General features: G+C 68.1%; 25 protein-coding genes. 17 read left to right on the forward strand and 8 right to left on the reverse strand.

The window, feature by feature from the left end:
* The first annotated feature begins 12 nt into the window (after positions 1-12).
* The 4 genes from manA (at position 13) to OG205_RS37595 (ending at position 4,353) form a co-directional block, all read left to right on the forward strand.
* Positions 13-1,227, forward strand: coding sequence for a mannose-6-phosphate isomerase, class I (gene manA, locus OG205_RS37580; RefSeq protein ID WP_330272580.1), 1,215 nt, complete (start codon positions 13-15; stop codon positions 1,225-1,227).
* Between the two features lie 47 nt (positions 1,228-1,274).
* Complete coding sequence (locus OG205_RS37585) at positions 1,275-2,198, forward strand: cation diffusion facilitator family transporter (RefSeq protein ID WP_330272581.1); 924 nt, start codon at positions 1,275-1,277, stop codon at positions 2,196-2,198.
* A 137-nt stretch (positions 2,199-2,335) separates the two neighbouring features.
* The gene (locus OG205_RS37590; RefSeq protein WP_330272582.1) at positions 2,336-3,871 is read left to right on the forward strand and encodes an amino acid permease; all 1,536 of its coding nucleotides are present in this window, start codon (positions 2,336-2,338) and stop codon (positions 3,869-3,871) included.
* Between the two features lie 26 nt (positions 3,872-3,897).
* Entirely contained in the window at positions 3,898-4,353 is a 456-nt protein-coding gene (locus tag OG205_RS37595) for a MarR family winged helix-turn-helix transcriptional regulator (protein WP_093591893.1), read from the forward strand.
* Here OG205_RS37595 and OG205_RS37600 read toward each other — a convergent pair.
* Positions 4,350-4,955: a hypothetical protein gene (locus tag OG205_RS37600; protein WP_330272583.1), complete on the reverse strand. Its 606-nt coding sequence runs from the start codon at positions 4,953-4,955 to the stop codon at positions 4,350-4,352. The genes OG205_RS37595 and OG205_RS37600 overlap by 4 nt on opposite strands.
* A 17-nt stretch (positions 4,956-4,972) precedes the next feature.
* On the opposite strand from OG205_RS37600, the gene OG205_RS37605 reads away from it, so the two are divergent.
* Positions 4,973-6,208: a glutamate mutase L gene (locus OG205_RS37605; protein ID WP_330272584.1), complete on the forward strand. Its 1,236-nt coding sequence runs from the start codon at positions 4,973-4,975 to the stop codon at positions 6,206-6,208.
* Here the strand turns inward: OG205_RS37605 and OG205_RS37610 are convergent.
* Positions 6,205-6,423 (reverse strand): helix-turn-helix domain-containing protein, encoded by a 219-nt coding sequence (locus OG205_RS37610; RefSeq protein ID WP_030476549.1) that lies wholly within the window; start codon positions 6,421-6,423, stop codon positions 6,205-6,207. The genes OG205_RS37605 and OG205_RS37610 overlap by 4 nt on opposite strands.
* The gene (locus OG205_RS37615; RefSeq protein ID WP_319975182.1) at positions 6,423-6,902 is read right to left on the reverse strand and encodes a DUF2975 domain-containing protein; all 480 of its coding nucleotides are present in this window, start codon (positions 6,900-6,902) and stop codon (positions 6,423-6,425) included. The genes OG205_RS37610 and OG205_RS37615 overlap by 1 nt, the downstream gene beginning before the upstream one ends.
* 77 nt (positions 6,903-6,979) lie before the next feature.
* Here OG205_RS37615 and OG205_RS37620 point away from each other — a divergent pair, with 77 nt between their 5' ends.
* A complete protein-coding gene (locus OG205_RS37620; protein ID WP_330272585.1) occupies positions 6,980-7,558 on the forward strand; it encodes a TetR/AcrR family transcriptional regulator in 579 nt (192 codons plus the stop codon).
* On the opposite strand, the gene OG205_RS37625 is transcribed toward OG205_RS37620, so the two are convergent.
* Positions 7,551-8,075, reverse strand: a complete 525-nt coding sequence (locus tag OG205_RS37625; protein ID WP_330272586.1) for a GNAT family N-acetyltransferase — start codon at positions 8,073-8,075, stop codon at positions 7,551-7,553. The two genes, OG205_RS37620 and OG205_RS37625, sit on opposite strands and share 8 nt — an antisense overlap.
* Positions 8,076-8,085: 10 nt before the next feature.
* Complete coding sequence (locus OG205_RS37630) at positions 8,086-8,466, reverse strand: winged helix-turn-helix transcriptional regulator (RefSeq protein ID WP_330272587.1); 381 nt, start codon at positions 8,464-8,466, stop codon at positions 8,086-8,088.
* Positions 8,467-8,552: 86 nt separating this feature from the next.
* On the opposite strand from OG205_RS37630, the gene OG205_RS37635 reads away from it, so the two are divergent.
* Entirely contained in the window at positions 8,553-9,536 is a 984-nt protein-coding gene (locus OG205_RS37635) for a zinc-dependent alcohol dehydrogenase family protein (protein ID WP_330272588.1), read from the forward strand.
* A 71-nt stretch (positions 9,537-9,607) separates the two neighbouring features.
* Here OG205_RS37635 and OG205_RS37640 read toward each other — a convergent pair whose 3' ends face one another.
* A complete protein-coding gene (locus OG205_RS37640; RefSeq protein WP_330272589.1) occupies positions 9,608-12,010 on the reverse strand; it encodes a hypothetical protein in 2,403 nt (800 codons plus the stop codon).
* Between the two features lie 98 nt (positions 12,011-12,108).
* Here OG205_RS37640 and ahcY point away from each other — a divergent pair, with 98 nt between their 5' ends.
* From ahcY to OG205_RS37655, 3 genes are all read left to right on the forward strand, one after another.
* Positions 12,109-13,572 (forward strand): adenosylhomocysteinase, encoded by a 1,464-nt coding sequence (gene ahcY / locus OG205_RS37645; protein ID WP_330272590.1) that lies wholly within the window; start codon positions 12,109-12,111, stop codon positions 13,570-13,572.
* A 63-nt stretch (positions 13,573-13,635) separates the two neighbouring features.
* A complete protein-coding gene (locus OG205_RS37650; RefSeq protein WP_330272591.1) occupies positions 13,636-14,244 on the forward strand; it encodes a hypothetical protein in 609 nt (202 codons plus the stop codon).
* Between the two features lie 10 nt (positions 14,245-14,254).
* A complete protein-coding gene (locus OG205_RS37655) occupies positions 14,255-14,731 on the forward strand; it encodes a hypothetical protein (RefSeq protein WP_330272592.1) in 477 nt (158 codons plus the stop codon).
* Between the two features lie 103 nt (positions 14,732-14,834).
* Here the strand turns inward: OG205_RS37655 and OG205_RS37660 are convergent, their stop codons facing one another.
* A complete protein-coding gene (locus OG205_RS37660) occupies positions 14,835-15,722 on the reverse strand; it encodes a helix-turn-helix domain-containing protein (RefSeq protein WP_330278316.1) in 888 nt (295 codons plus the stop codon).
* A 13-nt stretch (positions 15,723-15,735) separates the two neighbouring features.
* Between OG205_RS37660 and OG205_RS37665 the strand changes: the two genes are divergently transcribed.
* Both OG205_RS37665 and OG205_RS37670 read left to right on the forward strand, forming a co-directional pair.
* On the forward strand, positions 15,736-16,089 hold the full coding sequence (locus tag OG205_RS37665; RefSeq protein WP_330272593.1) for a hypothetical protein: 354 nt from the start codon (positions 15,736-15,738) through the stop codon (positions 16,087-16,089).
* Positions 16,090-16,110: 21 nt separating this feature from the next.
* Positions 16,111-18,153, forward strand: coding sequence for a hypothetical protein (locus OG205_RS37670; RefSeq protein WP_330272594.1), 2,043 nt, complete (start codon positions 16,111-16,113; stop codon positions 18,151-18,153).
* A 113-nt stretch (positions 18,154-18,266) separates the two neighbouring features.
* Here OG205_RS37670 and OG205_RS37675 read toward each other — a convergent pair whose 3' ends face one another.
* Positions 18,267-19,235 (reverse strand): hypothetical protein, encoded by a 969-nt coding sequence (locus OG205_RS37675; RefSeq protein WP_330272595.1) that lies wholly within the window; start codon positions 19,233-19,235, stop codon positions 18,267-18,269.
* Positions 19,236-19,377: 142 nt separating this feature from the next.
* Between OG205_RS37675 and OG205_RS37680 the strand changes: the two genes are divergently transcribed.
* The 5 genes from OG205_RS37680 to OG205_RS37700 all read left to right on the forward strand — a co-directional run bounded on the left by OG205_RS37680 (position 19,378) and on the right by OG205_RS37700 (position 25,287).
* Positions 19,378-20,022, forward strand: coding sequence for a dTMP kinase (locus OG205_RS37680; protein WP_330272596.1), 645 nt, complete (start codon positions 19,378-19,380; stop codon positions 20,020-20,022).
* Positions 20,023-20,098: 76 nt separating this feature from the next.
* On the forward strand, positions 20,099-20,929 hold the full coding sequence (locus tag OG205_RS37685; RefSeq protein ID WP_330272597.1) for an SAM-dependent methyltransferase: 831 nt from the start codon (positions 20,099-20,101) through the stop codon (positions 20,927-20,929).
* A gap of 185 nt (positions 20,930-21,114) precedes the next feature.
* Positions 21,115-21,792 (forward strand): MtrAB system response regulator MtrA, encoded by a 678-nt coding sequence (mtrA, locus tag OG205_RS37690; RefSeq protein WP_030476562.1) that lies wholly within the window; start codon positions 21,115-21,117, stop codon positions 21,790-21,792.
* 10 nt (positions 21,793-21,802) lie between these two features.
* Positions 21,803-23,563, forward strand: coding sequence for an MtrAB system histidine kinase MtrB (mtrB, locus tag OG205_RS37695; RefSeq protein ID WP_330272598.1), 1,761 nt, complete (start codon positions 21,803-21,805; stop codon positions 23,561-23,563).
* On the forward strand, positions 23,560-25,287 hold the full coding sequence (locus OG205_RS37700; protein ID WP_330272599.1) for an LpqB family beta-propeller domain-containing protein: 1,728 nt from the start codon (positions 23,560-23,562) through the stop codon (positions 25,285-25,287). Before mtrB ends, OG205_RS37700 begins: the two co-directional genes overlap by 4 nt.
* Positions 25,288-25,733: the final 446 nt, after the last annotated feature.

The following is a 25,733-nucleotide window of genomic DNA, read 5'->3' on the forward strand; positions in this document are numbered from 1 at the left end:
GCTGACTTAGAAGTGGACCTGCTGCACAACGCGGTAAGGCCGTACGCGTGGGGTTCACGCACGGCCATCGCCGAGCTGCTCGGGAAGGAGGTGCCCGCACCCCATCCCGAGGCCGAACTGTGGATGGGCGCCCATCCCGGCGACCCGTCCCGCGTGGCCGGCGCGGACGGCACCGAGCGCTCGCTGCTCGACCTGCTGGCGTCCGACCCGGACGGTCAGCTCGGCACGCGCGTCGCCGAGCGGTGGGGCAGCAGACTCCCGTTCCTGCTCAAGGTGCTCGCCGCCGACGAGGCGCTGAGCCTGCAGGCGCACCCGTCGGCAGCCCAGGCGGCGGAGGGCTTCGCGGCCGAGGAGAAGCGTCTCGTGCCGCTCGACTCCCCGGTCCGCAACTACAAGGACCCGGCAGCCAAGCCGGAACTGGTCTGCGCGCTGACCGAGTTCCACGCGCTGGCCGGTTTCCGGGAGCCGTCGCGGACCATCTCGTTGCTGCGCACCCTGGACGCGCCCGCGCTGTCCCCGTACACCGAGATGCTGGTCGCGCAGCCGGACTCGTCGGGCCTGCGCGCGTTGTTCACGATGCTGATCACGTTGCCGCAGACGTCGTTGAGCACGTTGCTGCCCCAGGTCCTCGACGCGTGCGTGCTGCACGTGAAGGAGCACGGCGAGTTCGACCTGGAGTGCCGCACGATCCTGGAGCTGGGCGAGTCCTACCCCGGCGACGCGGGCGTGCTCGCGGCTCTGCTGCTGAACCGCATCGTGCTGCAGCCGGGCGAGGCGATCCACCTGCCCGCCGGCAACCTGCACGCGTACCTGCGGGGCACGGGCATCGAGATCCTCGCGAACTCGGACAACGTCCTGCGCTGCGGCCTCACGCCCAAGCACGTCGACGTGCCCGAACTGCTGCGCGTGCTCGACTTCACGTGCGGTGACATGGAAGTGCTGCTGGGCGAGGAGATCCAGCCCGGCGTCCGGATCTACCGCACACCCGCGCCCGAGTTCGAACTGTCCAGGTTGGACCTGGCCGGCGAGACGCGGATCAACCACGAAGGCCCGCAGATCATGATTTGCACCGAGGGCGCCGTGGTACTCACCAACGTCCGTGGCGAGGAGTTGCGGCTGGCGCGTGGTGAGTCCGTGTGGCTCCCCGCGTCGGACCCGGCGGTGCTCGTGCGCCCGGATGGTGTTGAATCCGCTGAACTTTTCCGTGCCACGGCCGGAACAGACTAAGGTTCACGACCGGACAAACCGGACTGGTTCTCAGCAAGGAGACAGGCGTGTCAGCAGGGGGCGGAACCAAGGCCATCGTCGCGGCGTTGGTGGCAAACGCAGGAATCGCGGTGGCCAAGTTCATCGGATTCCTGATCACCGGCTCGTCGTCGATGCTCGCCGAGTCGGTGCACTCCGTGGCCGACACGTCGAACCAGGGCCTGCTGCTGCTCGGCCAGAAGACGGCACAGCGCAGGGCGACCAAGCTGCACCCGTTCGGCTTCGGCCGCGACCGGTACTTCTGGTCGTTCGTGGTGGCGCTGATGCTCTTCACGCTCGGCTCGGTCTTCGCGCTGTACGAGGGCATCCACAAGCTGCAGCATCCTGAGGAGCTCTCCAGCCCGCTCGTCGCCGTCGGCATCCTCGTCGTCGCCATCGGCCTGGAGACCTACAGCTTCATCACCGCGATCAACGAGTCGAAGAAGATCAAGGGCGACTCCACCTGGTGGCAGTTCATCCGCAACTCCCGCACGCCGGAGCTGCCGGTCGTGCTGCTGGAGGACGCGGGCGCGCTGATCGGCCTGGTGCTGGCGCTGGTCGGTGTCAGCCTCGCGACGATCACCGGCAACCCGGTCTTCGACGCGCTCGGCACGGTCGCCATCGGTGTGCTGCTGGGCATCATCGCGGTGATCCTGATCATCGAGATGAAGTCGCTGCTCATCGGTGAGGGTGCGTCGGACAAGGACCTCAACGTGATCATCGACGAGCTGGCCGCCGGCAAGGTGCAGCGCGTCATCCACATCAAGACGCAGTACATCGGGCCGGAGGAGATGCTCGTCGCGGCGAAGATCGCGCTCAACCCGGGGCTGCAGCTGGACGAGGTGGCTCAGGCGATCAACGACGCCGAGCAGCGGGTGCGGGCCAAGGTGCCGCACGCGCGCCTCATCTACCTGGAGCCGGACCTGGACCGGTCGACGGTCGCCAGCTCCTGACTTGGCCGAACGGGGCGTTTCGCACTCCAACCGAGTGAGAAACGCCCCGTTTGCCATCTGAAACGAGCTATAGGGGTCCCAGGTCGTGGATACCTCTAGGGTGGGCCGAATCGGGTTCCATCAAGGAGGTATGCACCGTGCCGGGGAACGGGTTGTGGCGCACGAAGTCGATCGAGCAGTCGATATCTGACACGGACGAGCCGGACACGAAGCTCCGCAAGGACCTGACGGCGTGGGACCTCACGGTCTTCGGCGTCGCGGTCGTCATCGGCGCCGGCATCTTCACGCTCACCGCGAGCACCGCGGGCAACATCGCGGGGCCGTCGGTCTCGCTGTCGTTCGTGCTGGCGGCGATCGCCTGTGCGCTGGCCGCGTTGTGCTACGCCGAGTTCGCCTCGACGGTGCCGGTCGCGGGTAGCGCTTACACCTTCTCCTACGCGACGTTCGGCGAGTTCGCCGCGTGGATCATCGGGTGGGACCTGGTGCTGGAGTTCGCGGTCGGTTCGGCCGCGGTCGCCAAGGGCTGGTCGGCCTACCTGCAGACGACGCTGGGCCTCATGGGTCTCGACGTGAAGACCGAGGTGGGTGACGGCCTCAAGTTCGACTGGGGCGCCGTGCTGCTCGTCGCGGTGATCACGACTCTGCTGGTCGTCGGCACGAAGCTGAGTTCGCGGGTCAGCGCGGTCATCACGGCCATCAAGGTCGCCGTGGTGCTGCTCGTGATCGTGCTCGGCATCGGCTACATCAAGGCCGAGAACTACTCGCCGTTCATCCCGCCGGCGGCCGAGGGCGGGCCCGCCGCGCACACCGGCATCGAGCAGTCGCTGTTCTCGCTGATCACCGGCTACTCGGGCAGCACCTACGGCGTGCTCGGCATGCTGGCCGCGGCCTCGATCGTCTTCTTCGCGTTCATCGGGTTCGACGTCGTGGCGACCACGGCGGAAGAGACCAAGAACCCGCAGAAGGCCGTGCCGCGCGGCATTCTCGGCTCGCTGGCGATCGTCACGGTGCTGTACGTCGCGGTCACGCTGGTGATCACCGGAATGGTGCCGTACAAGGAGCTCGCCACGCAGCCGGACGGCACGCGCGCGACGCTCGCGAGTGCGTTCGCGCAGAACGGCGTCGACTGGGCGGCGACGGTGATCTCGGTCGGCGCGCTCGCCGGTCTGACCACCGTCGTCATGGTGCTGATGCTCGGCCAGAGCCGCGTGCTGTTCGCGATGTCGCGCGACGGACTGCTGCCGCGCAAGCTCGCGAAGACCGGCAGCCACGGCACGCCGACGCGCATCACGATCATCGTCGGCGCGCTGGTCGCGGTCGCGGCGGGCTTCTTCCCGGCGGGCAAGCTCGAAGAGATGGTGAACGTCGGCACGCTGTTCGCGTTCATCCTCGTCTCCGGAGGCGTGCTGGTGCTGCGCAAGACGCGGCCGGACCTGTCGCGCGGCTTCCGCGTGCCGCTCGTGCCGCTGGTGCCGATCCTCGCGATCCTCGCCTGCCTGTGGCTGATGCTGAACCTGACCGCGCTCACCTGGATCCGGTTCATCATCTGGATGGCGCTCGGCGTCGTCGTCTACTTCGTCTACAGCCGACGCAACTCGGTGCTGGGCAAGACCGGCGACAACAAGGTCGAGCCGGAACCGGTGGTCAAGCAAGGCGAAGAGCCAGGGGTCTAGCGGCGTGACCAACTAACCTGCCCACCATGGGAAACGCGCGGTGGCTCTCCGAGGAGGAAGGTAGCGCCTGGCATCACTTCGTCCAGGCGTACCACCTCCTCGAGAGGCAGATCGAACAGCAGTTGCAGCGCGACGCGGGCCTCTCGCACGCGCAGTACAACGTGCTGGTCGTGCTGTCCGAACAGCCGGGCAACCGCATGCGCATGACCGAACTGGCGCGCAGGGTCGTGGTGTCGAAGAGCTCGTTGACCTACCAGATCGGCAAGCTGGAGAAGTCGGGACTCGTGCGGCGCGAACCGCACGAGTCCGACGAGCGCGGCATCCTCGCCGTGCTGACCGACGCGGGCAAGGACCTGCTGCGCACCGCCGCACCCGGTCACGTCACCACGGTCCGCGAGTACCTGATCGACCTCTTCACCCCGGACCAGCTCGCGCAGCTCGGGTCGTTCATGCAGACCGTGCACGAGAAAGCCGACGACTAGAGAGTCAGCAGACCTCGTTCGTCGAGCCATTCGGCCACGTCGTCCGGGCCCTGCCGCGTCACGTCCAGCTCCAGCACGGGCAGGATCGACTTCGCCGCGAGCTCGCGGAGTTGCCGCTGTTCCTCGACGAACGGCTCCAGCTCGACGTACTGCTTCGGGTTCGCGCTGATCTTCAGCCGTTCCTCCCGCGCCTCCGCGAACGTGTCCTCGGGTCGCGTGCACAGCACGATCGCGAAGTTGAGTGGCTTCAGCCGTTCCTCCAGCCAGCCGAAGTCGAACTCGCGCCCCTGCCGTGCCTGGAACGCCAGCGTGGACAGGTGGAAACGGTCCACGATCCACGAGTAGAAGCGCTGCAGTTCGAACATCCGCACCCACGTCTCGTAGGTCTCCATCGCGTGCGCGGTCTCGTCCGGCGCGAAGTCGATCAGCCCACGACCCCACGGTTCGTTGCTGAACCCGCTCCACTCCGCCGAGATCAACGGCGAGTGGTAGCGGTACCGGCGATGCCCGACGAGACGAGGGTGCTCGTTCAGGGCGAAGGCCAGATCCGTCTTGCCGGTCAGCCGCGTGCCTTCGAGGATCACCTTGGGCGTGAGCTTCATGATGGCAAGCTAACCCCGTGATCCTGTGTCTCGACGTCGGTTCCACCTGGACCAAGGCCGCTCTCGTCACCCCCGAGGGCGAGCTGGTCCGGACCGGGCAGCACCCGACCACGCCGCCGGAGGTGCTGCGCGGCATCGACGTGCTGCGCTCGGAGGTCGGTGACGGCGAGATCCTCGCGTGCTCGTCGGCGGGCGGCGGTCTGAGGCTTGCCGTCGTCGGTCAGGAACGTGTGGTGAGCGCCGAGGCGGGCTACCGGGTCGCTCTGAGTGCGGGCGCCAAGATCGTGCACGTCAGCGCGGGCCCGGTCGACGTGAAAGCCCTGCGAGCGGCCACCCCGGACCTGATCCTGCTGGTCGGCGGCACGGACGGCGGCGATCAGTCGGTCCTGTTGCACAACGCCGCGAAGCTCGCCCGCGTGGCCGTGCCGATCGTGCTGGCGGGCAACGTCGAGGCGCAGCCGGAAGCGTTGGAGCTACTGGCGAAACGCACCGTCATGGCCTGCCCGAACGTGCTGCCCGACGTCGGTCGGCTCGCCCCGGAGCCGGCCCGTCGAGCGATCCGTGAGGCGTTCCTCCAGCACGTGATCGGCGGCAAAGGCCTGTCGCGCGGCCCGCGATTCCGTCAGCTCGTGCGGGCCGTGACGCCGGATGCCGTGCTGGCAGGTGTTTCCCGGCTCGCGGCACAGGACCGTGAAGGCGCCGTGCTCGTGGTGGACGTCGGCGGCGCGACCACGGACGTCTACTCGGCGGTGTCGACAGTGGACAGTGAAGGTCTGGAGAGGACGGTCGCGCTGCCGCCGGACCGCCGCACCGTCGAAGGCGATCTCGGCATGCGCTGGTCCGCGCCGGGCGTGGTCAAGGAAGCTCTCGCCGAACGCCTGACGACCGAGGACCTGACCGAGGAAGCTCGGTTTCGCGCCGAGAACGTCGACTGGCTGGCGGAAGACCCGTTCGTCGACGTGAAGCTGGCGTCGTTCGCGGCGATTCTGGCTGTGCGCAGGCATCTCAGGCAGGTCGACGGACAACTCGGCCCGCACGGGGCGGGCCTTCTCGTGCTCTCCGGCGGCGTTTTCCGGCACACGAAGGACATTTCGCCGATCGTCGAGGCGTTGCGGAGCGATCCGGTGCTGCGGCCGGTGCTGCGGACCGCCGAGATCACCGTCGATCGCGACTACGTGCTGGCGCCGGTGGGCCTGCTCGCCGAGTCGGGGCGGCTCGAGGCCGCCGACCGACTGGCGAAGCGGCTGGGCTAGGCGGACTCCTCGTCGTCCACGAACTCGAGGAGATCGCCGGGCTGGCACTCCAGAACCCGGCACATGGCTTCCAAAGTGCTGAACCGCACGGCTTTCGCGCGCCCGTTCTTCAGCACCGCGACGTTGGCGGGCGTCAGCCCGACCTTCTCCGCGAACTCGCCGACGCTCATCTTGCGCTTGGCCAGTTCGACGTCGATGCGCACGACGATGGCCATCAGATCACCGCTTCCATGTCGGCGCGCAGCGTCGTGGCGCGCTGCAGCAGCGCCCGCATCACGACGAGCACGAGCCCGACCACGGACACCGCCGACGTGAACAGGAAGAACAACACGATCACGCCGGGGTCGTCGGCGTTGACGCCGACCCAGATGAACACCCCCACCAGCACGACCCACGCCGCGGCGATCGCCCACACCATCACGTTGACCCACTTGATCGCGGCCTCGGTGAAGATCAGGTCCTTGCGCACCAACGTGAGCAGCTTCCAGGTGGCGACGATGACCACCTGTACGCACACGACCCAGAAGATCGACACGATCGTCGAGGGCCACCTCAGGTGGGCCTCCGCGGGGTTCTGCTGCGCCATGTACGCGTACGAGCCAGGGATCGACAACGTCTCCAGCACGACGAGGATCCCGAACAACGCCACCAGGAACACCCGGAGGGCTGTCACCGCCCAACGTTCAGCAATCATGGATCGAGTATCGGTAGTGATCTATCGAAAGTCAATCGGTAGTGATCGTGTTGCAACCGGTCTCTAGAGTGACCGGCGTGGGACTGCGCGAGCGCAAGAAGACCGAGACCCGAGCGGCGTTGTCGGCCGCCGCACTGCGCCTCGCCCTGGAGAAGGGCGTGGACGACGTGCGAGTCGACGAGATCGCCGAAGCGGCGAACGTCTCGCCGCGCACCTACAACAACTACTTCGCCAGCCGCGAGCACGCGATCGTCGCCGGCATCACGGCCTCGCGCGCCCTCCAGGTAGCGGACGCACTGCGTTCGCGGCCTTCGTCCGAACCTCTGGTCGACTCGATCATCGCCGCATTCGCCGAGCAGTACCGCGACCCCCCGACCGAGGCCCTCGCGCTGATCAACTCGACACCGGCCCTGCGCGAGGCCTACCTCGACTCGGTGACGTCCATGGAACCCCCGATCGCCACCGTGATCGCCGAACGCCTGGGCAAGGACCCGCTCGGCGCCGAGGTCCTGGCGGCCGCGGTGTCCGCCGCCGCACGCCTGGCGGTGCAACGCTGGGTGGACGTGCGCCCGTCCGGCCTCGTCGTGGTGCCGGCCACCTCAGTCGAAGACCACCTGCGCGAGGCGATCGGTCACCTCGCGCCCGCGCTCACTTGAGCTCGTCCTTGAGGACGCACATCAGCAGCGCGTCGTGCCATTCGCCGTCGCGGAAGAACGCCTGCCGGTACCGCCCGTCGACCTGGAAACCGACCTTCTCGTAGGACCGGATCGCGCGGGCGTTCGCCTCCACGACACCAAGTTCGATCGAGTGCAACCGCATGGTGCCGAACCCGTACCGGCACGCCGTGCGCAACGCATCCGTGCCGTAGCCGCCACCCCAGTGGTCCTTCTCTCCGATGTAGATGTCGACCTCGGCGCGTGCGTTGATCGGGTCCGCGTCGCGCAGCACGACGACGCCGATCAGCTTGCCGTCCTTCAGCGTCTCGATGCAGAAGGTGACCTTCTCGTACGAGTTCTCCTGGCGGTCGGCGAAGCGTTTGTGCGCCGATGCCAGCGAGGTGTGGAAGTAGCTCTGCAGCCACCGCATCACTTCGTCGTCGTTGTGCCAGCGGTGGAACGCGTCAGCGTCCTCGGGCTCGACGGGCCGCAGTCGGACAAGATCCCCGGTCAGCATGATTCGCAGACTAGGAGTCGCCCAGCGCGTCCCGCGACCGGGTTTCCGCTGCCTCCTGGAAGTCGGCGATGGCACCGCCGTGGTCCCTCGCCCAGTCCGTCAGGACCTCGATCGGCTCGACGAGGGTGCGGCCGAGGTCGGTGAGGCTGTACTCGACCTGCCGGGGCGCGTCGGCGCGGCGCTCGACCAGACCGTACTGCTGGAGCCGGCGCAGGGTCTGGGTGAGGACCTTGCGCGAGATGCCGCCGATGAGGTCGACGAGTTCACCGTGCCGGCGAGGCTGGTGGCTCAGTCCGAAGAGCACCAGCACTGCCCACTTGTCGGAGATGATCTCGACCGCCAGGCGCGTGGGGCAGTCGGCGAGGAAGGTCGGTCCGGCCGCGTTCTGCATGTGAATCGAAGGTACCAGGAGGTACCTGACGGCTTCGTAACGTCTTCCGCAGCAGCGAGTTCAGCACCAGATGCGGAGGAATCCCCATGCCACGAGTCGTCGTGTTCGACGAGTTCGGCGGTCCGGAAGTCATGCACGTCGTCGAGGAGCCGGTCGTCGAACCTGCGGCCGGTGAGGTGCGGGTCAGGATCGAGGCGTTCGCCGTCAACCCGCTCGACCAGATGATGCGTTCCGGGACCTCGCCCGCGGTCGTTCCCCTGCCGCACGCTCGCCTCGGCGTCGAAGGAACCGGCGTCGTCGATGCGCTGGGCCCTGGGGTCGCCGGACTGGAGATCGGTGATCCGGTGATCATCACGGCCATTCCGGACGCGAGCGTCAGGGGCAGCTACGCCGACTACACCACGGTTCCCGTGAGCCGCGTCGTCGCCCGGCCTGCCGGGCTCGGAGTCACGGAGGCGGCGGCGATCTGGGTCGCGTACTCCACCGCCTACGGCGCACTCGTCGAGAAGGCGAGGATGCGGCCGGGCGACCACGTGCTCATCACCGCGGCATCCGGCGGCGTCGGCCGGGCGGCGATTCAGATCGCCAACCAGATCGGCGCCGTGCCCATCGCCGTCACGCGGCACACCGCGAAGAAGGACGACCTGCTCGCCGCCGGTGCCGCCGCGGTCATCGCCACCGACCAGGCGGACGTCGTCGAAGCCGTCCGCCGGCACACCGGCGGGACCGGCGCCGACATCGTCCTCGACGTGGTCATGGGCCCCGGCCAGCAGGATCTGCTGAAGGCGGCCCGCCCCGGCGGAACGCTGGTCGCCGCGGGCTTCCTGGACCCACGGCCCACACCGTTCCCTGGCGGCACGGCGCTCACGATCTTCAGCTACCGGAGCTTCGAACACACCCTCGACGCCGTCGTGGTGAATCGCATGGCGGCCTTCCTGAACGCCGGTGTCCGCCTCGGTGCCCTGCGGCCCGCCGTCGACAGGGTGTTCGCCCTCGACGACGTCGTCGACGCACACCGCCACCTGGAGAAGGGGCTCCACGACGGGAAGAAGATCGTCGTCGCGGTCTAGTGGCGTGTCTCGGAACGTTGGCGAGGTAATTCACGCCCAGCAGGGCGCATCCCCGGCAACGTTCCAAGCCACTAGGAGCCGCCCAGCACGTCCCGCGACCGAGTTTCCGGCTTGCGCGCGAACGGCAGCGAAGGCGACTCCGGCGCGTCCACCCGCAACAGCCCCGCCGCGATCGCCACGGCCCGGTCCCACTCCGGATCCGACGTGTAGTCCGAGTGCGCCGACACCCCGGACCGCCACCGCCGTCCGGGGAACGGACCCCGTTGCGGGTCCGGCAGCCAGTGGTCGCCACCCAGCACCAACGCCCCGGTGGGCCCGCGCAACGCTGGTGCCAGCGCGCCCTCCGAGCCGTCCTCCCGGTAACCGACGCCGAGCAGCATGCCGTCGAACACCTGCCGCCGCCACGTCGTCACCGCGCCGCCCAACGGGTCCGTGCCCCGGCACAGCGCGCGCCATCGTCCGTCCAGCCCGCCGGCCAGCCGGGCCAGTGACGCGTGCGGCACCACGGCGGGGAACGCCCGCGGATAAGCCCACTGCAGCTGCGAGCCTGCCGTCAGCAGCCCGATCCGTTCGCGGTCGTGCGCTGGCAGTTCCTCCAGCAACCGGGCTGCCGCGACGGCGACCAGCAAAGATCCCTGCGAGTGTCCACAGAGGACGACGCGGGTTCCTGGGTCGCGCAGGTGGTCCTGCACGCGGGCAACGAGCTCCGGCACGACCTTCAAGGCGTAGCAGGGCGGCACGATCGGGTGAGCTTCGCGCGGCCAGAACTGCGCGATGTCCGCGATGATGCCGAGCCGCCGTCCGGACTCCGGTTGCCGCGCCGCCAGATAGACGGCGCGCAGCAGCGACACGGCGAGCAGGCCGAGCACGAACACGCCGAAAGCCGAGAACACCGCCCAAGAGCCGAGCGGGACGTTCTGCACCCGCAGCACCGTGGCCAGCACGGCACCGACCACCAGCACGGACGCGATGATCAGGATCATGTGATGGCCGTGGTTGCGTTCCCAGCGTGCCCACCACCACGCCCGCGTCGCGGTGCGAAGGTCGCGCATCCGGCCGGAGTGCAGCAATGACGCCTCGCGCGCCCACACCTTGCCCTTGCGGAACGCCCGCCACCGCACGGCGCCGGTGAACGACGCCACCGCGAACGTGCTCAACAGCGCCAAAGCGCCCGCCACACCCCACAACAGGGTGATGTACTCGTAGCCGGCCGGCAGCCTCAGCCCGTCACCCAGAGCCTTGCGCACCGGCAACGCGACCCCGGCGCCGAAACCACCGCCGAGCAGCCCGCCGATCGCCAGCACCGGCGCGGAGAACCAGCCGCCGGCCCACGGCCGCAGTTCGCGCGGCAACGACTTCCAGGTGCCGCGCGCGAGCAGGGCGGCGGGGATCAGCATCAGCCCGAACAGCACCAGCACGAACGCCATCAGCAACGCCACGACCTGCACGGTCACGTCCGCGCCGGGCACCCGCAACGGCAGCTGTTCCTGCAGGCCGAGCGTCGTCAGGACCAGGAGCACCGAGAACACCAGCAACAGCCGTCGGGGCTTCCGGCCCAACGCCGCGCGCAGCCACCGTCCGCCGCGATGGGGCGCACCGCCCGTGGGGTCGTCCAGCAGCAGCACGCCGAGCACGGACACACCGATGAGCGCGAGAGACACGGTCCACGCCACCGTGATCGCCACGCCCATGCCACCGGTGGCCGTGAGCTGCTTCAACGGACCGCCGAGAGCGATCAGCGCCGTCACCGCGAGTGCCGTCACGACGTGCAGCGACCGCAACGCCGGCGTGTCCGGGTCGGTCGCGACGTGGGCGCCGGGCAGTCCGGACGCGGGCTGCTTCTTCTGCTCCTCGGCGTCGGCGATCGCCTTGCGCTCGATCCGCCACTCGACGTGCGAGACGCGCCGAATCACCGCGATCACCACGATGATTGGCAGAATTCCCAAGAAAGTCCGAAACCAGGGGAACATCCGCACGTCCGCCGGAATGCTGGTCAAACACGCAGTACCCGGCCGGAGACACTGGGCGGCGAGCAGGTCCAGGCTGACCACGGAGATCTGCGCGACCAGCAACGCCGTCAGCAGCAGGGCGAACACCCGCAACAACGACCGCAGACCGATGCCGAGCAGGTGGGCGGGCAGATTCCGCTCGGGGACGGGAGGGAGCATCCAGTGCGCGACGTTCGCGATGCTGAACGGGAAGAGCAGCGCCCACGTGGCCTTGGCCACACCTCCGGACGTCATTCCGCCCCACAGGTAGCCCTCCACGACGCGAGGGATAGGACGTCCCTCGGTCTGCAGCACCGGTCCGGGCGCGGGCCTGCGGAGTCTGTCCGCCGGGCGCACGATGCGCCCGAGGCCGTCTCCCGCAACGTCCACGGCCGCAACGGCGTCGACCAGCGTCTGCGGCGTCGTTCCCTGCACGCCATGTACCCGCAGTTCGACGACACGTGTGTCCGGGCCCGCAATCAACACCCGTGACCTCCCTTACCCAACGTTCGGGTCATAGTGGTCCATCGGCGGGCGGTATGGTCGGACGACACCCTCTCTGAAGTGCCCTGGAGGACTTCGCAATGACCTCGGACCGGTTGCAGACCCGCAACGGCATCGACTTCGCCGTGGCCGACCTCTCGCTCCACGAGTTCGGTCGCAAGGAGATCCGCCTCGCCGAGCATGAGATGCCCGGCTTGATGGCGTTCCGCCGTGAGTACTCCGGGGTGTACCCGCTCAAGGGCGCTCGTGTCTCGGGTTCGCTGCACATGACGATCCAGACGGCTGTCCTGATCGAGACCCTGGTGGACCTCGGTGCCGAAGTGCGCTGGGCGTCCTGCAACATCTTCTCCACCCAGGACCACGCGGCCGCCGCTGTCGTGGTCGGCCCGCACGGCACCGAGGAGGAGCCGAAGGGTGTGGCGTGTTTCGCCTGGAAGGGTGAAACGCTGGAGGAGTACTGGTGGACCGCCGAGCAGATGCTCACCTGGCCGGACGGCGGCGGCCCGAACATGATCCTGGACGACGGCGGCGACGCCACCATGCTCGTCCACAAGGGCAGGCAGTACGAGACCCAGGGTGTCGTGCCCTCGCCGGAGGCCGACGACTCCGACGAGTGGAAGGTCTTCCTCGGCCTGCTGAAGAAGTCGCTCGAGGCGGACAACGGCAAGTGGACCAAGATCGCCGAGGGCATCCGCGGCGTCACCGAGGAGACCACGACGGGCGTCATGCGCTTGTACCAGCTGGCCGCCGCCGGTGAGCTGCTCTTCCCCGCGATCAACGTCAACGACGCCGTCACCAAGTCGAAGTTCGACAACCGCTACGGCATCCGCCACTCGCTGATCGACGGCATCAACCGCGGCACCGACGTCCTGATCGGCGGCAAGGTCGCCGTCGTCTGCGGCTACGGCGACGTCGGCAAGGGCTCGGCCGAGTCCATGCGCGGCCAGGGCGCCCGCGTGATCGTCACCGAGATCGACCCGATCTGCGCGCTGCAGGCCGCGATGGACGGCTACCAGGTCGCGAAGCTCGAGTCGGTCCTGCCGATCGCGGACATCATCATCACGACGACGGGCAACAAGGACGTCGTGACGGTCGAGCACATGGCGCAGATGAAGCACCAGGCGATCCTGGGCAACGTCGGCCACTTCGACAACGAGCTCGACATGGCCGGTCTGCAGCGGTACCCCGGCATCCGCAAGAACAACATCAAGCCGCAGGTCGACGAGTGGATCTTCCCGTCGGGCCGCACGATCATCGTGCTGTCCGAGGGCCGCCTGATGAACCTGGGCAACGCGACGGGTCACCCGTCGTTCGTGATGTCGAACTCCTTCTCCAACCAGGTGATCGCCCAGATCGAGCTGTTCACCAAGTTCAAGGAGTACGACAACGAGGTCTACCGCCTGCCCAAGGTGCTCGACGAAAAGGTCGCGCGCATCCACCTCGAAGCACTCGGCGGCGAGCTGACCAAGCTCACCAAGGACCAGGCCGAGTACATCGACGTGGACGTCGAGGGCCCGTTCAAGGCGGACCACTACCGCTACTGATTTCTGCTCCGACGAGCCCTCGCCTTCACAGGCGGGGGCTTGTCGTCTTTGAAGGGAACGAAGGTGTTCGAACGCTTCACCTCGCTGTACCCACTCGACGCGGGTGAGGCGTCGCCGCCGGCGAACACCGAACCGCTCCGCCAGGTGCCGGGCCTCGCCGAGCTGGTCACGATGGCCGCTGGACTCTCGTTCGGCGACGGCATCCTCCGCGTGCTCACCGACGACGAGGCCCGGCGCGCACAGGGTCTGGCGAACTTGATGTGGCCGGAGTGGGCGCCGCGAATCCGCCCGTTCGCCCAGGACTGGATGGGCCGCCAGTACGTGCTCGACCTGCACCGCAACGCGATGGTGCTCCTGCTGGACCCCGGTGCCGCCGGCGTCTACGAGTTGGACGGCACCATCCCGGACCTGCTCGACGAGTACGTGGTCGAAGACCCGGACACCTTCCTCGCCCAGGACCTGTTCACCCCTTGGCGCGCAGCACACCCGGAGCGTCCACCTGCCGGCACGTGCGTCGGGTTCAGGACACCGCTGTTCCTGGGCGGCGGCGGCGCCGTGGAGAATCTCGAGGTCGTCGACGAGGAGGTTTACTGGTCGGTCCACGGGCAGCTGTGGGCCAAGGTCAAGGACCTCCCGGAGGGCACGTCGATCAGCGGCGTCGAGATCAGCTAAGGATTGGTCAGTGGGATTCTTCGGCACTTACGCCTACGAGCACGGTTCCTGGAAGACGCTGTCCGAGGGCGAACTGCCGCCGCTCGCGGAGCCGTTCCTGTGGATCGACATCCACGACAGCGACATCACGTCGGTCGTCTACGCCCCGGCCGGGCCTGGCGCCGGCGTCGCCTACCTGGGACTGACGCCGCGCACCTACTTCGAGAACCCCAACGCGTCCGACCCGACCGACGTCCTGCGCGAGGCCGCGGGACTGGCGGCGTGGTGGGCGCTGTCGAACTCCGGGGACGTTCCGGCCAAGCAGGCGGAGCTCCTGGCGTTCCTCGCCGAGGACGAGGATCCGAACGGGTTCGAGTGGGACGAGTCGGAGGACGTCGACGAGATCGACGACGGGGAGGTGTTCGTCGAGGTCAAGACTCGGCGGTTCCTCGCGGCGCTCGACCTGCCTCTGCCCGAAGGGCTGACTGACGAACGCCCGCCAAGCTGACGCAGGGGTCCCCCGCCAAGGGGACCCCTTCTTTAATTCTTGCAGGTGGCACCGACAATTTTGGTGATCATGAAACCGGCGTCCTCGCTGTGGGGCTGCTGCTTTACGTGAGGTGCAGCTGCCTGTTGTGGTCTTCGCGCGCTCGGCTGGCGAGATCCGCGACCATCGCGCGCGACTGCGCCTCGCTGAGTGCGACCGCGTCCAAGCGCTCGAAGATCTTTTTGCAGCCTTTGACTCCGGCGTGGTCCTGAACGAACACCTGCGCGATTTCGCAGTCCGTGAACGCCACGGTGCTGCGCTTTTCGTACTCCCACATCGTGTAGCTGGCCATGAAGACTCCGGCCGGACCGCTCGACGCCGACACGACTCGGAGAATGTGGCTTTGGAAGAGCAGCCTCATGAGCTGGTCTTCCATGACCTCGGGACTGCCGACCCTCAGCCGCAACGCGTTCTCGTGAATGAAGTAAGTGCACTGCGGCCGATCATGGCTCCGCAAGAATGCCTGCCGCTCCATCCGTGCGCGAACAGCGACCTTGATCTGGTCTGGCGGGACCACGCCGCGAGCCTCGTACAAGCTCAACGCGTACTCCTCGGACTGCGACAGCCCTGGCATGACGGCCAGGTTGTAGCTGAAGATCTTCTGCGCGCTCGACTCGGCCATCGACAACGTGCCGAGTCTTCCCGGTGCCTGCACGAAGTAGAGGTCGAACGCCGACCGATACCTGTTCAGGAAGTCGGTGATGAACTCCTGGCTGCGGCCGCACCTACCCAGGTACTGGACGATGTCGATCTCGGTGGCGCGCACCTTGCCGTGTTCGATGTTGGAGACCTTGCCGGGGTCCCACCCGAGCATCCGGGCGATCCTCCTCGCACGGAAGGTCGTAAAGCGCTCGCGCACCTGACGCAACTCATCGCCCAGGTCACGGCTGTAGGGAGTGGACGGATCGCCGTTCATGCAAACTGACGTTAGGCGATGGAGGAGAAACAACATCGTGCCCAAACGGGTGGAATTAGGCCTGGCCAGCGTGCCGCACGACGTCGTGCACGAGGACGTGTTCGTGCCGCTCGTCGACGGCGTCCCGCTCACCGACTGGTTCGGCGAAGACGAGTTCAGCGGTGTGCGCCGTGAGGACCTCGAACCCCGGCCGTTCCAGCCCGGCAAGGCGCGGCTGGTGCTCGGCTGTTCCTGCGGCATCGCGGCGTGCGGACCGCTGGTCGCCGACATCACCGCCGACCGCGGCACGATCATCTGGACGAGGTTCCGTCGGCCGCATCGCAACGGGCACGAGTACGTCGACATCGGGCCGTGCGTCTTCGACCGGGCGCAGTATGAGAAAGCGCTGTTGGAACTCGGTTGACGTGCGGGTTTTACTGACCTGGTGCGGACGACCATCATCAAGAAGACCCTGCGCGTGCCGGCCTCCGACGGTGCGCCGGGTGACGGTGCCGCGGTCGCGAGGCAGCTGGACGCCGCGCTGATCAGCTCGGGTTTCAAGGCGTCGCGGGAGTTGCTGGAGCACGTCGGCGGTCTGGCCGAGGCCGAGGACTTCGCCGCGGAGATCGTGCGCGCGGTCAAGGAGCTCATCGGTGCGCGGGGGCAGCACAACCCGTACTTCAAGGAGTTCCCGCACAACGTGCCGGACACCCTCGCGTTCTGGTGGGAGTGCCTGCGGGACGCGCTGGATAAGGGCGTCGCGCCCACGTCCAACCTCCTCGACCTGCCGAAGTACGGCCGGGTCCAGCACTCCTACGAGGAGATGCTGCGGGCGCACGACGAGTTGATCCCGTCGTTGAAGGACCGCATCACGGTCGTGCACCTCGGTGGCACGCTCGACGAAGAGGTGCGGCGCCTGTTCGAGGAACTCGCCACGAGTCCGATTCCGTTGGCGGAGAACGACAGGGCGTTGCTCGGTGAGTTGGCGGTGCTCTGCGTCGACAGCGAAGTCGAGGTCCCGATCCGGGAGAACCGCGCGATTCTCAACGCCGCGCGACTCGTTGCGCAGCGGCCACTCCAGGGCATGGACACCGTCACCGACGTGCTGCGCCTTGCGGCGGAGGCTTCCGGGGGAGACGTCACGCTCAAGGAAGCGACGCGATTTCGGTCGTTTCGCCGGCCTGAGCGCAGGGCGTTGCTCGGCGCGTTGAACGAGGTCGCGGAGAGCAAGCTCGGTGACGTCAACTCCAACCGTGAGGCGTGGAAGCGTCTCGGTGAGCGGTTGCACCCGCACGAGTACCCGTTCGAGCGCGCGCAGGACGTGTTCGCGGTGGCGCGTGGGGAGAAGGTCGCGCGGTCGTTCGCCGGGCAGGTCGAGATGGCGTTCGCGGAGAACGACACCGAACGCGCGATCGGCATTCTGGCCAAGGCGCCGGGCATGTTGTTGCGGCAGCTCGACAGGCTTCTGCGGCACGGCGCGGAAAATCTCGCTGAGCACGTTGAAGCCGCCGTGCCCGAGGTGTCGAGCAGGGTCCTCATCTCGGTGCTGGAGCACCTGTCGAACCGCACGACGCCGGACGCCGCGCGTGTTTTCGCCAGTCGTGCGCGCCGGGTGTGGATCGCTGACGACGAACGCGAACCGCTCGATCCCAAGGCCGTCGAGACGATCGTCGAGGTGGTCGAGAACGAGCTGATCCGCAGGCTTCCGGAGTACTCCGAGCTGGTCGTGGACGACGAGGTGCTCGACGTCGTGGTGCCGGTTTCCGGTACCGAGGAAGGCTTCGGCGTGCTTCCGCGCGGGTCGAAGCTCTGGTTCGGCGGCGACGTGCTGCGGTTCTTCGTGCACTGGCGGCAGCACGTCAAGCGGACCGACTACGACCTGTCCGCGGTGCTGCTCAACAAGAACTTCGAGTACAAGGGACAGGTCTCGTGGACGAACCTCAAGCAGGCTGGCGCCTACTACTCGGGTGACCTGACCAATGCCTCGGACGGCGCTACGGAGTTCATCGACCTGCACCGCGACGCGATGCGGGCGAAGTACGTGGTGCCGCAGGTGAACATCTACTCGGGGGAGGGGTTCGACGAGGTCGCCGAGTCGATGTTCGGGTTCATGAGCCGCGACCTCGACCAGATGGGAAAGCCGTTCGAGCCGAGCACGGTTCGCGCGCGTTCTTCCATGCGTGGCAGGGGAAAGGTCGCGCTGCCGGTGATGTTCGAACGGGAGGGCGACTCCTGGTTCGGCACCTGGCTGCACCTCTACCTGCGCGGCTCGTCGTGGGGCAACCGGGTCGAGGAGAACCGCGACGTCGTGAAGCTGATCGCGGCAGCGGCGTTGCGGCGCAAGTACTTCACCGTGGCGCGGTTGAGGGATCTCTTCACACGCAAGGGATCCACAAAGGACGCCCCGGTGATCCGCATCGGCTTGACGCAGGACGAAACCGGAGCTGTCACCACAGTGGCGGAACTCGGGAAACTGCTGTCGGACTGAAGGGATTCGCTGCTAACGTGGTCGCAGCGAGGCCATGAGAGAGCTTCCTTCTAAATCTGGAACCGGTCTGGTCTTCGGACCGCCGGTCTTTAGCCCTCTCGCTTTCCTCGCCCCTAGCTCCACTCGACGGCGATGCCCGCGATTCCCGGCCCGACGTCGCCGAAGTACGCGCTGACGACGCCGCCGAGCCCGCACACGAGCTCGTCGACGTCGACCGGCGTGGCGTCGGCGGAGGCCAGGAACTGCTTCATGCAGCGCGCGGGCATCGCTCGTCGGTGGAACGAGAGCTGCACGAGGTAAGAGCCGCACGTGTCGCGGAACGTCCGGTGATGGCCCGGCGTCGCGCTGCCGGTGTCGTCGGCGATCGTGAAGCTGAAGACGTGCTCCTCGCCCGCCGCGAGCCTCCGGTCGAACAGCATCTCCACGGCGAGGTTGCGGGAAGCGCTTTCCCGGCGCAGGCGCCCCTGCCGGCAGCCTTCGCCTGATCTCACCATCGCGTTCTCGATCAACGAGCCTTCGTCGCCGTGGTGCATCGCCAGGTACCGGTCCGGTCCCTGCCGCACCGCGCGCACGACCAGCCGTGTGGTGATGGAGCGTTGCTCGCGGTGCATGCCTATCTGGACGGTGTCGTGCACGGAGAGCACTTCGAGGTCGGCATTGCCTCGTGCCGCTTCTGGTACGGAGTCGAACGTCGCGAGCAACGGCGCGGGCTCCGGCCAGGTCGCGACAGGACGTGGCGCGTAGGTGTTCGCGTGGCGCGGGCCGATGAGGTCCAACAAGGACGATGGCGGCAGGCGCAGCACGGTCTCCAGCGCGCGCACTGTGCTGATGGCACGTGGCACCTCGGGATGACGCAGGCCGCGTTGCCAGTACGAGAGTGTCGACTGGCCCACTTGGACACCCAATTGCTCGAGATGAGCGCGCAGCCGAGCGAGCGAGAGGCCCCGGTGGGCGATCGCCTCGCGCAAAGCGCGGTGGAACGGCCCGTAGCGCAGCGTCTCGGCGAGGGGGGTCGGTAAACCCCCAGTCGGGAGCCCGATCGGTTCGTCGACCGACCCGGCGTGCCCGGAATCCGCGGCCACCGCGGCACCTACCCTTCAGACGCGCCGTGTGACTGTTCACCGTAGTCACTCGTTCTGGTGATCGAAAGCTCGGATTTCGCCCGTGTGGGGGACGTGCTGCGGCCGTGTGAGTGGCCGGGGCCGCTCCCGTTAGGGTTTTGGCGTGGGAAAGCTCGTAGTGATCGAAGGCCTCGACGGTGCCGGCAAGCGCACTCTCGCCAACGGATTGACCGAGGCGTTGGCCGCTCAGGGCAGGACCGTGGCCGGCCACGCGTTCCCGCGCTACGGCCAGAGCGTGCACGCGGACCTCGTCCGCGACGGCCTCTACGGCCGGCTCGGCGACCTCAGCGACTCGGTCTACGGGATGGCTGTCCTCTACGCGCTGGACCGGCGCGGCGCGGCCGACCAGATCCGCAAGGACCTCGAGGAGCACGACGTCGTGTTGCTCGATCGGTACGTGGCGTCGAGTGCCGCGTACAGCGCCGCGCGCCTGCACCAGGACGAGCACGGCGAGTTCGTGCGGTGGGTGCGCGAGCTGGAGATCGACCGCTTCGGGCTGCCCGTTCCCGATCTTCACCTGCTGCTGCGCGTGCCCGTCGAGGTCGCGGCCGAGCGGGCGGCCAAGCGCGAGCAGGACGACGATTCGCGGGCACGTGACATTTACGAATCCGATGGCTCGCTGCAGGCGCGGTGCGGTGTCGTTTACGACGGATTGGCGAACATCGGCTGGCTCGCACCGTGGCAAGTGGTCGACGGGCGGTCAAACGTGAACTTTTCTTCGCTTCTGGAACCGCTCTTCACTCCTTGAGTGGTCGCTCACGTGCGTACCGGTTGACACGATCGAGTGTCCGGTACGTCACTCTGAGTGCATAGGAGATTGAGATTTGAAGCGTGTCCTGCAGCGCCCTCCGGTCGGTGTCGCCCGTACGGCGGTCCTGATCGCTGCCGCCCGCGCCACCGAGCGACGTCAGCTCCGCCCGCTCTTCGACGACCCGCTGGCCGCTGGACTCGTGGAGGCCGCCGGCTCCGCGAGCGACCTGAACGGCGTGCGCACCCTCGCGGGCGATCACTTCGTCCTGCGCACCCGGTACTTCGACGACGAGCTCCTCGGCTCGGCCCTGCCCCAGGTGGTGATCATGGCGGCGGGCCTCGACACAAGAGCGTTCCGCCTGCGGTGGCCGCCGGGCACAACACTCTTCGAACTCGATCTGCCCGAGCTGATCGAGTTCAAGGAGGACGCCCTGCGCGACCAGCTCGCCCAGCCCGCGTGCGAACGCGTCGTCGTCCCGTGCGACCTGCGCGACGACTGGGCGACAGCGCTCATACGTGCCGGGTTCGACCCGAAGAGGCCCACAGCGTGGTTGCTGGAGGGCCTCTTCATGTTTCTGCCGCCCGACGCGGGCGAGCAGATCCTGTACTGGGTGAGCGCGATGTCCGCCCGCGGCAGCACGCTCGCGCTCGAACACGTCAACCACGCCTTCCGCGAGTTGCCGCAGATGAAGGCCGTGCATCAGCGGTTCGACGCGCTGGACGCCCGCTGGCAGTCCGACGTGGAGGACCCCGTCGAGTGGCTCGGCGGCTACGGCTGGCACGCCGAGGTGACGCATCAGGTCGACCTGGCCGCGCGGCACGACCGAGCGGTGCCGGCGATCACCGACCCGAGGAAAGTGGGCGACGCGCGCATCTGGTTGGCTTCGGCCGTTCGCACAACCTGAGAACACCTGGTAACAAATGGTGATCCTCGCGCGGATACTCCCGCGACGAACAGGTCAAACGGGGCGAGGTGGGGTACGTGGAACGACAGTTCCGGCCGGTTACCGAACGAGCGCACATCGCCACCAGCAGCAACGGAACGTGGGCGGTGCGCGAACGTGCGACCGGGAGTGCGACGATGTTGAGTATGAAGGCACGCGTGCTCGTCGTCGATGACGACCCCGCCCTGGCGGAGATGCTGACGATCGTGTTGCGCGGGGAGGGCTTCGACACCGCGGTGGTCGCCGATGGCGCCCGTGCCCTGCCCGCGTTGCGCGAGCTCAAGCCCGACATCGTGCTGCTCGACCTGATGCTGCCGGGAATGAACGGCATCGACGTCTGCAAGGCGATCAGGACCGAGTCGGGCGTGCCGATCGTGATGCTCACCGCGAAGAGCGACACGGTCGACGTGGTGCTGGGCCTCGAGTCCGGCGCGGACGACTACGTCGTCAAGCCGTTCAAGCCCAAGGAGCTGGTGGCCCGCATTCGGGCTCGCCTGCGGCGCACCGAGGCCGAGCCGTCCGAGGTCCTGCAGATCGGCGACCTCACGATCGACGTCCCCGGCCACGAGGTGTTGCGCGAGGGCAGGCCGATCCAGCTCACGCCGCTGGAGTTCGACCTCCTCGTCGCGCTGGCCCGCAAGCCGCGCCAGGTGTTCACCCGCGAGGTGCTGCTCGAGCAGGTGTGGGGTTACCGCCACGCCGCCGACACGCGCCTGGTGAACGTCCACGTGCAGCGGCTGCGTTCCAAGGTCGAACGGGACCCGGAACACCCCGAGGTGGTGTTGACTGTCCGCGGTGTCGGGTACAAGGCCGGCCCTCCGTGACAGGTGGCCTATGAAGTTCGTTCGGCCGGCCATCGCGAAGGCGCAGTTCCTCGTCGAGGAAGCGCGTAAGCGATGGTCCGCGTTTGGTGACCTCTGGCGTCGTTCGCTGCAGCTGCGCGTCGTCGTGTCCACGCTCGCGCTCTCGTCGGCCGTGGTGTTCGTGCTGGGCATGGTGCTGCAGATGCAGATCACCAACCAGCTGCTGAACACCAAGGAAGAGGCCGCGGTGCGCCAGGCCATCGCCTCGCGCAGCCTGATCCAGTCCGATCTGGTCGGTCTGAATCCGGGGCCGGACAGCGTGCAGACGCGGTTCACCAGCGCGATCAACAAGCTCGCTGTCGGTGGCGCCGGTACGGACGCCACGACGGCGGGTGCTGGCGCGTTCGAACCGGTCCTGGCCGACGGGCTGGGTTCCGCCGGCGCCGGGCGCGTGCCGTCCGTCGGCAAGCTCGACGACGTGCCGCGCGGCCTGCGCGAGATGGTCGAGGACGGCGGTTCCGGCACCCAGATCCACACCGTGCAGCGCGACGGCGCGCAGACCACGTTGTTCGTCGTGGGCCTGCCGATCAGCACGTCCGCGCGCTCGATGCAGCTGTACCTGATCTTCCCGCTGACCTCCGAGCAGCGCACGGCCGAGGTCGTGCAGTCGACGCTCGCGGTCGGCGGCATCGTCCTGCTGGTGCTGCTCGCTTTGATCGCGAACCTGGTGACGCGCCAGGTGGTGCGGCCGGTGCGGCAGGCAGCCGAGGTCGCGGAACGGTTCGCGGACGGCACTTTGCACGAACGCATGCACGTCGTCGGAGAGGACGACGTGGCGCGCCTGGCCGAGTCGTTCAACGAGATGGCCGAGTCGATCCAGGCGCAGTTCAAGCAGCTGGAGGAGTTCGGCCAGCTGCAGCGCCGCTTCACCTCGGACGTCTCGCACGAGCTGCGCACGCCGTTGACGACGGTGCGCATGGCCGCGGACGTCCTGCACGCCTCGCGCGAACAGTTCCCCGCAGGGCTCGCCCGTTCCACCGAACTCCTGGTCGACGAGCTCGACCGGTTCGAGTCGCTGCTGGGCGACCTGCTGGAGATCTCCCGCCTGGACGCCGGCGTCGAGGAACTCACCGCGGACCAGGTCGACATCCGCGTGCTGGCGCGCCGGGCGCACGACTCGGTGCGCGCGATCTCGACGAGCGCCAATTCGCCGGTGGTGCTGGACCTGCCGGACGACGAGCTCGTCGCCGAGCTCGATTCCCGCCGCGTGGAACGGATCCTGCGCAACCTGCTCGCGAACGCCATTGACCACAGCGAGGGCCAGCCGGTCGAACTCACCATGCGCGGCAACGCCGACGCCGTCGCGATCAGCGTGCGGGACCACGGCGTCGGCCTGCGCAAGGGTGAGGCCGAGCTGGTGTTCAGCCGCTTCTGGCGCGCCGACCCGTCGCGCAACCGCCGCACCGGCGGCACCGGTCTCGGTCTGTCGATCTCGCTGGAGGACGCCCGGCTGCACGGCGGCTGGCTGGAGGCGTGGGGCGAGCCCGGCCACGGTGCCGTGTTCCGGCTGACGTTGCCCCGCAGGCACGGCGAGGAACTGCGCGAGAGCCCGCTGCCACTGGCGCCCGCGATCCAGCTGGAACCCAACACGGTGGTGGAGGAGCCGATCGCCGACGAGGAGCCGGGCGAGATCGAGCTGCGGCCCGAGGAGATCACCTGGCAGCCAGCGGAGCCCGTGGACGGGACTCCGGCGGACAAGGCGGCGAACGAGGTTTCGGAGGAAGTGCGGTGAAGCGGCTGTCGTTGCTGGTGCTCGTCCTCGTGACCCTGACCGGGTGCGCCGCGATCCCGACGAACACCCAGCCGAAACCGATCGGGTCGAAGGACAACAAGGCGTCCAACACCCCCGTCGCGCCCGAACCGCGCCAGAACATCGACCCGTTCATGCTCGTGCGCGATTTTTTGAACGCGACGGCGAACCCGGACAGCGACTACGCGGCGGCCCGCGCGTTCATGACGCCGGAAGCCAACAAGAACTGGGACACCAAGAACCCCACGATCATCGAGACCGGCTTCTCCACCGTGCCGACCTCGCAGGCGCCGCAGGACAAGACGCAGACCGTTCTCCTGCAAGGCAGCTACGTCGGGCGGCTGGGCAGCGACAACGCGTTCGTGCCGCAGCTCGGCGAGTTCCGCATCCCGGTGAAGGTCGAGCGCACCAGCGACAACCAGTGGCGGATCTCCGAACCGCCGCTCGGCGTCTACATGCCGCAGAACCTGTTCAACACCACCTATCGCCGGGTGACGCTGTACTTCTACAACCCCGAGTTCACCGTGCTGGTGCCGGATCCGCGCTACGTCGTGATCCCGCCCGCGACGAGCATCCCGACGCGCGTCACCGAGCTGCTGATCGCGGGCCCCGGTGACGCGGTGCGCGACACGCTGGTGAGCGCGCTCGGCACGGAGACCGAGAAGTTCTCGGACACCAAGGAGTCCGACGACGGCGCGTTGGAGGTGAACCTCACCAACGTGGGCAAGGACCTGACGCCGGAGAAGCGCAAGCAGATCGTGGCGCAGGTCGTGAAGTCGTACTCGGGCATCACCTCGTCGCGGGTGCGCGTGCTCGTAGACGGCCAGCAGATCCTGCCGGACCAGCGCGACTACCGGCCGTCCGACGTGTCGGCGACCGCCGGTGAGCCGTTGCTGGCGCTGAACGCGAACCTCCAGGGCATGCTCGTGACGGACGGGTCGATCCGCTCGCTCACCGACGGCAACCCGATCAAGGGCCCCGCCGGCGCGGGTGCCTACGGCGCGGTGTCGGCGGCTCAGTCCCTCGACGGCTCACGGCTCGCAGTCGTGTCGCGTGTGGGCGGCGAAATGCGTCTGCGCGTGGGCGAGCTGGAACAGGACCTGTCCGAAGTGGACCAGCGCGCCACCACGCTCTCCAGACCGACGTGGCAGCTCTCGACCGGCCAGGGCACCGAGGTCTGGACGGCCGTAGACGGCACCTCCGTCGCCCGCGTGACCCGCTCCGACAACGGCAGCTGGACCGCCAAGGGCGTCAACATCACCGACATCGTGCCGTTCGGCTCGATCAGCGAACTGCGCCTCTCCCGCGACGGCACGAGGGCCGCGCTGGTGATCGCCGGCAAGCTCTACATCGCGTCGGTGGTGCGCAACAACCAGGACGTGTCCCTGCGCTCACCCCGGCAGCTGCAGCCGTCGATCCTGGCCGCGTCCGTGCAGTCGATCGACTGGCTCTCCCAGGACGTGCTGGTGGTCTCCTCCTCGCTGCCCGCGTGGCCGGTCACCAAGGTCTACACCGACGGCTACAAGATGGACCGCTACAGCCAGTCGAACCTCACCGTGCCGGTGAGTTCGGTGGCGGCGGCCGCGGCGCGTCAGGTGCAGGTGGTCGACCCTTCCGGGCTGTGGTCGGCATCGGACATCACCGATGTGTGGAAGTCGAGTTCGATCCGGGTGCCGTCGGGCGCGCTGGTGTTCTACCCGGGCTGAGCCGGGACGGGGTTCGCGCGGTCGGGCTGATGCCGGCCGGGTTCAGGTGGCCGGGCTGACGGCAGTGGGCTGGCGTGGGTGGGCTGACGGCAGTGGGCTGGCGTGGGTGGGCTGACGTCGGTTGGCTGAGGCGGGCGGGTCGATGACAAGTGGGTTGCTGCGGTTGGTCTGACGGCAGCCTGCTGCTGGTGGTCGGGCTCACGTCGGCGGGTTGATCCGGGCTGGGCTCGCGGTTGGGCTGATGCCAACCGGATTCAGGTGGCCGGGCTGGCGGCAGTGGACTGACGTTTGCGGGGCTGTCGGCGGCGGGCCGATGAGGGCGGGCTGACGTTGGTTGGCTGACGCGGGTGGGCAGGCGAGGTTGGGCCGATTCAGCCAGGGCCGGCGCGGGCTGGTCGATTCTGCCGGGCTGGTGTGGCGGCGGCAGGTGCGCGAGCTCTGTGCGG

The organism is Lentzea sp. NBC_00516 (assembly GCF_036346835.1).
In the GTDB taxonomy this organism is placed as follows: domain Bacteria; phylum Actinomycetota; class Actinomycetes; order Mycobacteriales; family Pseudonocardiaceae; genus Lentzea; species Lentzea sokolovensis.

Excerpts from the sequence above, each read along its gene's own strand:
- OG205_RS37595 (WP_093591893.1), top strand. The coding sequence starts at position 3,898 with ATGGGAAACGCGCGGTGGCTCTCCGAGGAGGAAGGTAGCGCCTGGCAT.
- OG205_RS37600 (WP_330272583.1), bottom strand. The coding sequence starts at position 4,955 with ATGAAGCTCACGCCCAAGGTGATCCTCGAAGGCACGCGGCTGACCGGC.
- OG205_RS37610 (WP_030476549.1), bottom strand. The coding sequence starts at position 6,423 with ATGGCCATCGTCGTGCGCATCGACGTCGAACTGGCCAAGCGCAAGATG.
- OG205_RS37615 (WP_319975182.1), bottom strand. The coding sequence starts at position 6,902 with ATGATTGCTGAACGTTGGGCGGTGACAGCCCTCCGGGTGTTCCTGGTG.
- OG205_RS37625 (WP_330272586.1), bottom strand. The coding sequence starts at position 8,075 with ATGCTGACCGGGGATCTTGTCCGACTGCGGCCCGTCGAGCCCGAGGAC.
- OG205_RS37630 (WP_330272587.1), bottom strand. The coding sequence starts at position 8,466 with ATGCAGAACGCGGCCGGACCGACCTTCCTCGCCGACTGCCCCACGCGC.
- OG205_RS37635 (WP_330272588.1), top strand. The coding sequence starts at position 8,553 with ATGCCACGAGTCGTCGTGTTCGACGAGTTCGGCGGTCCGGAAGTCATG.
- ahcY (WP_330272590.1), top strand. The coding sequence starts at position 12,109 with ATGACCTCGGACCGGTTGCAGACCCGCAACGGCATCGACTTCGCCGTG.
- OG205_RS37660 (WP_330278316.1), bottom strand. The coding sequence starts at position 15,722 with ATGTTGTTTCTCCTCCATCGCCTAACGTCAGTTTGCATGAACGGCGAT.
- mtrA (WP_030476562.1), top strand. The coding sequence starts at position 21,115 with ATGAAGGCACGCGTGCTCGTCGTCGATGACGACCCCGCCCTGGCGGAG.
- mtrB (WP_330272598.1), top strand. The coding sequence starts at position 21,803 with ATGAAGTTCGTTCGGCCGGCCATCGCGAAGGCGCAGTTCCTCGTCGAG.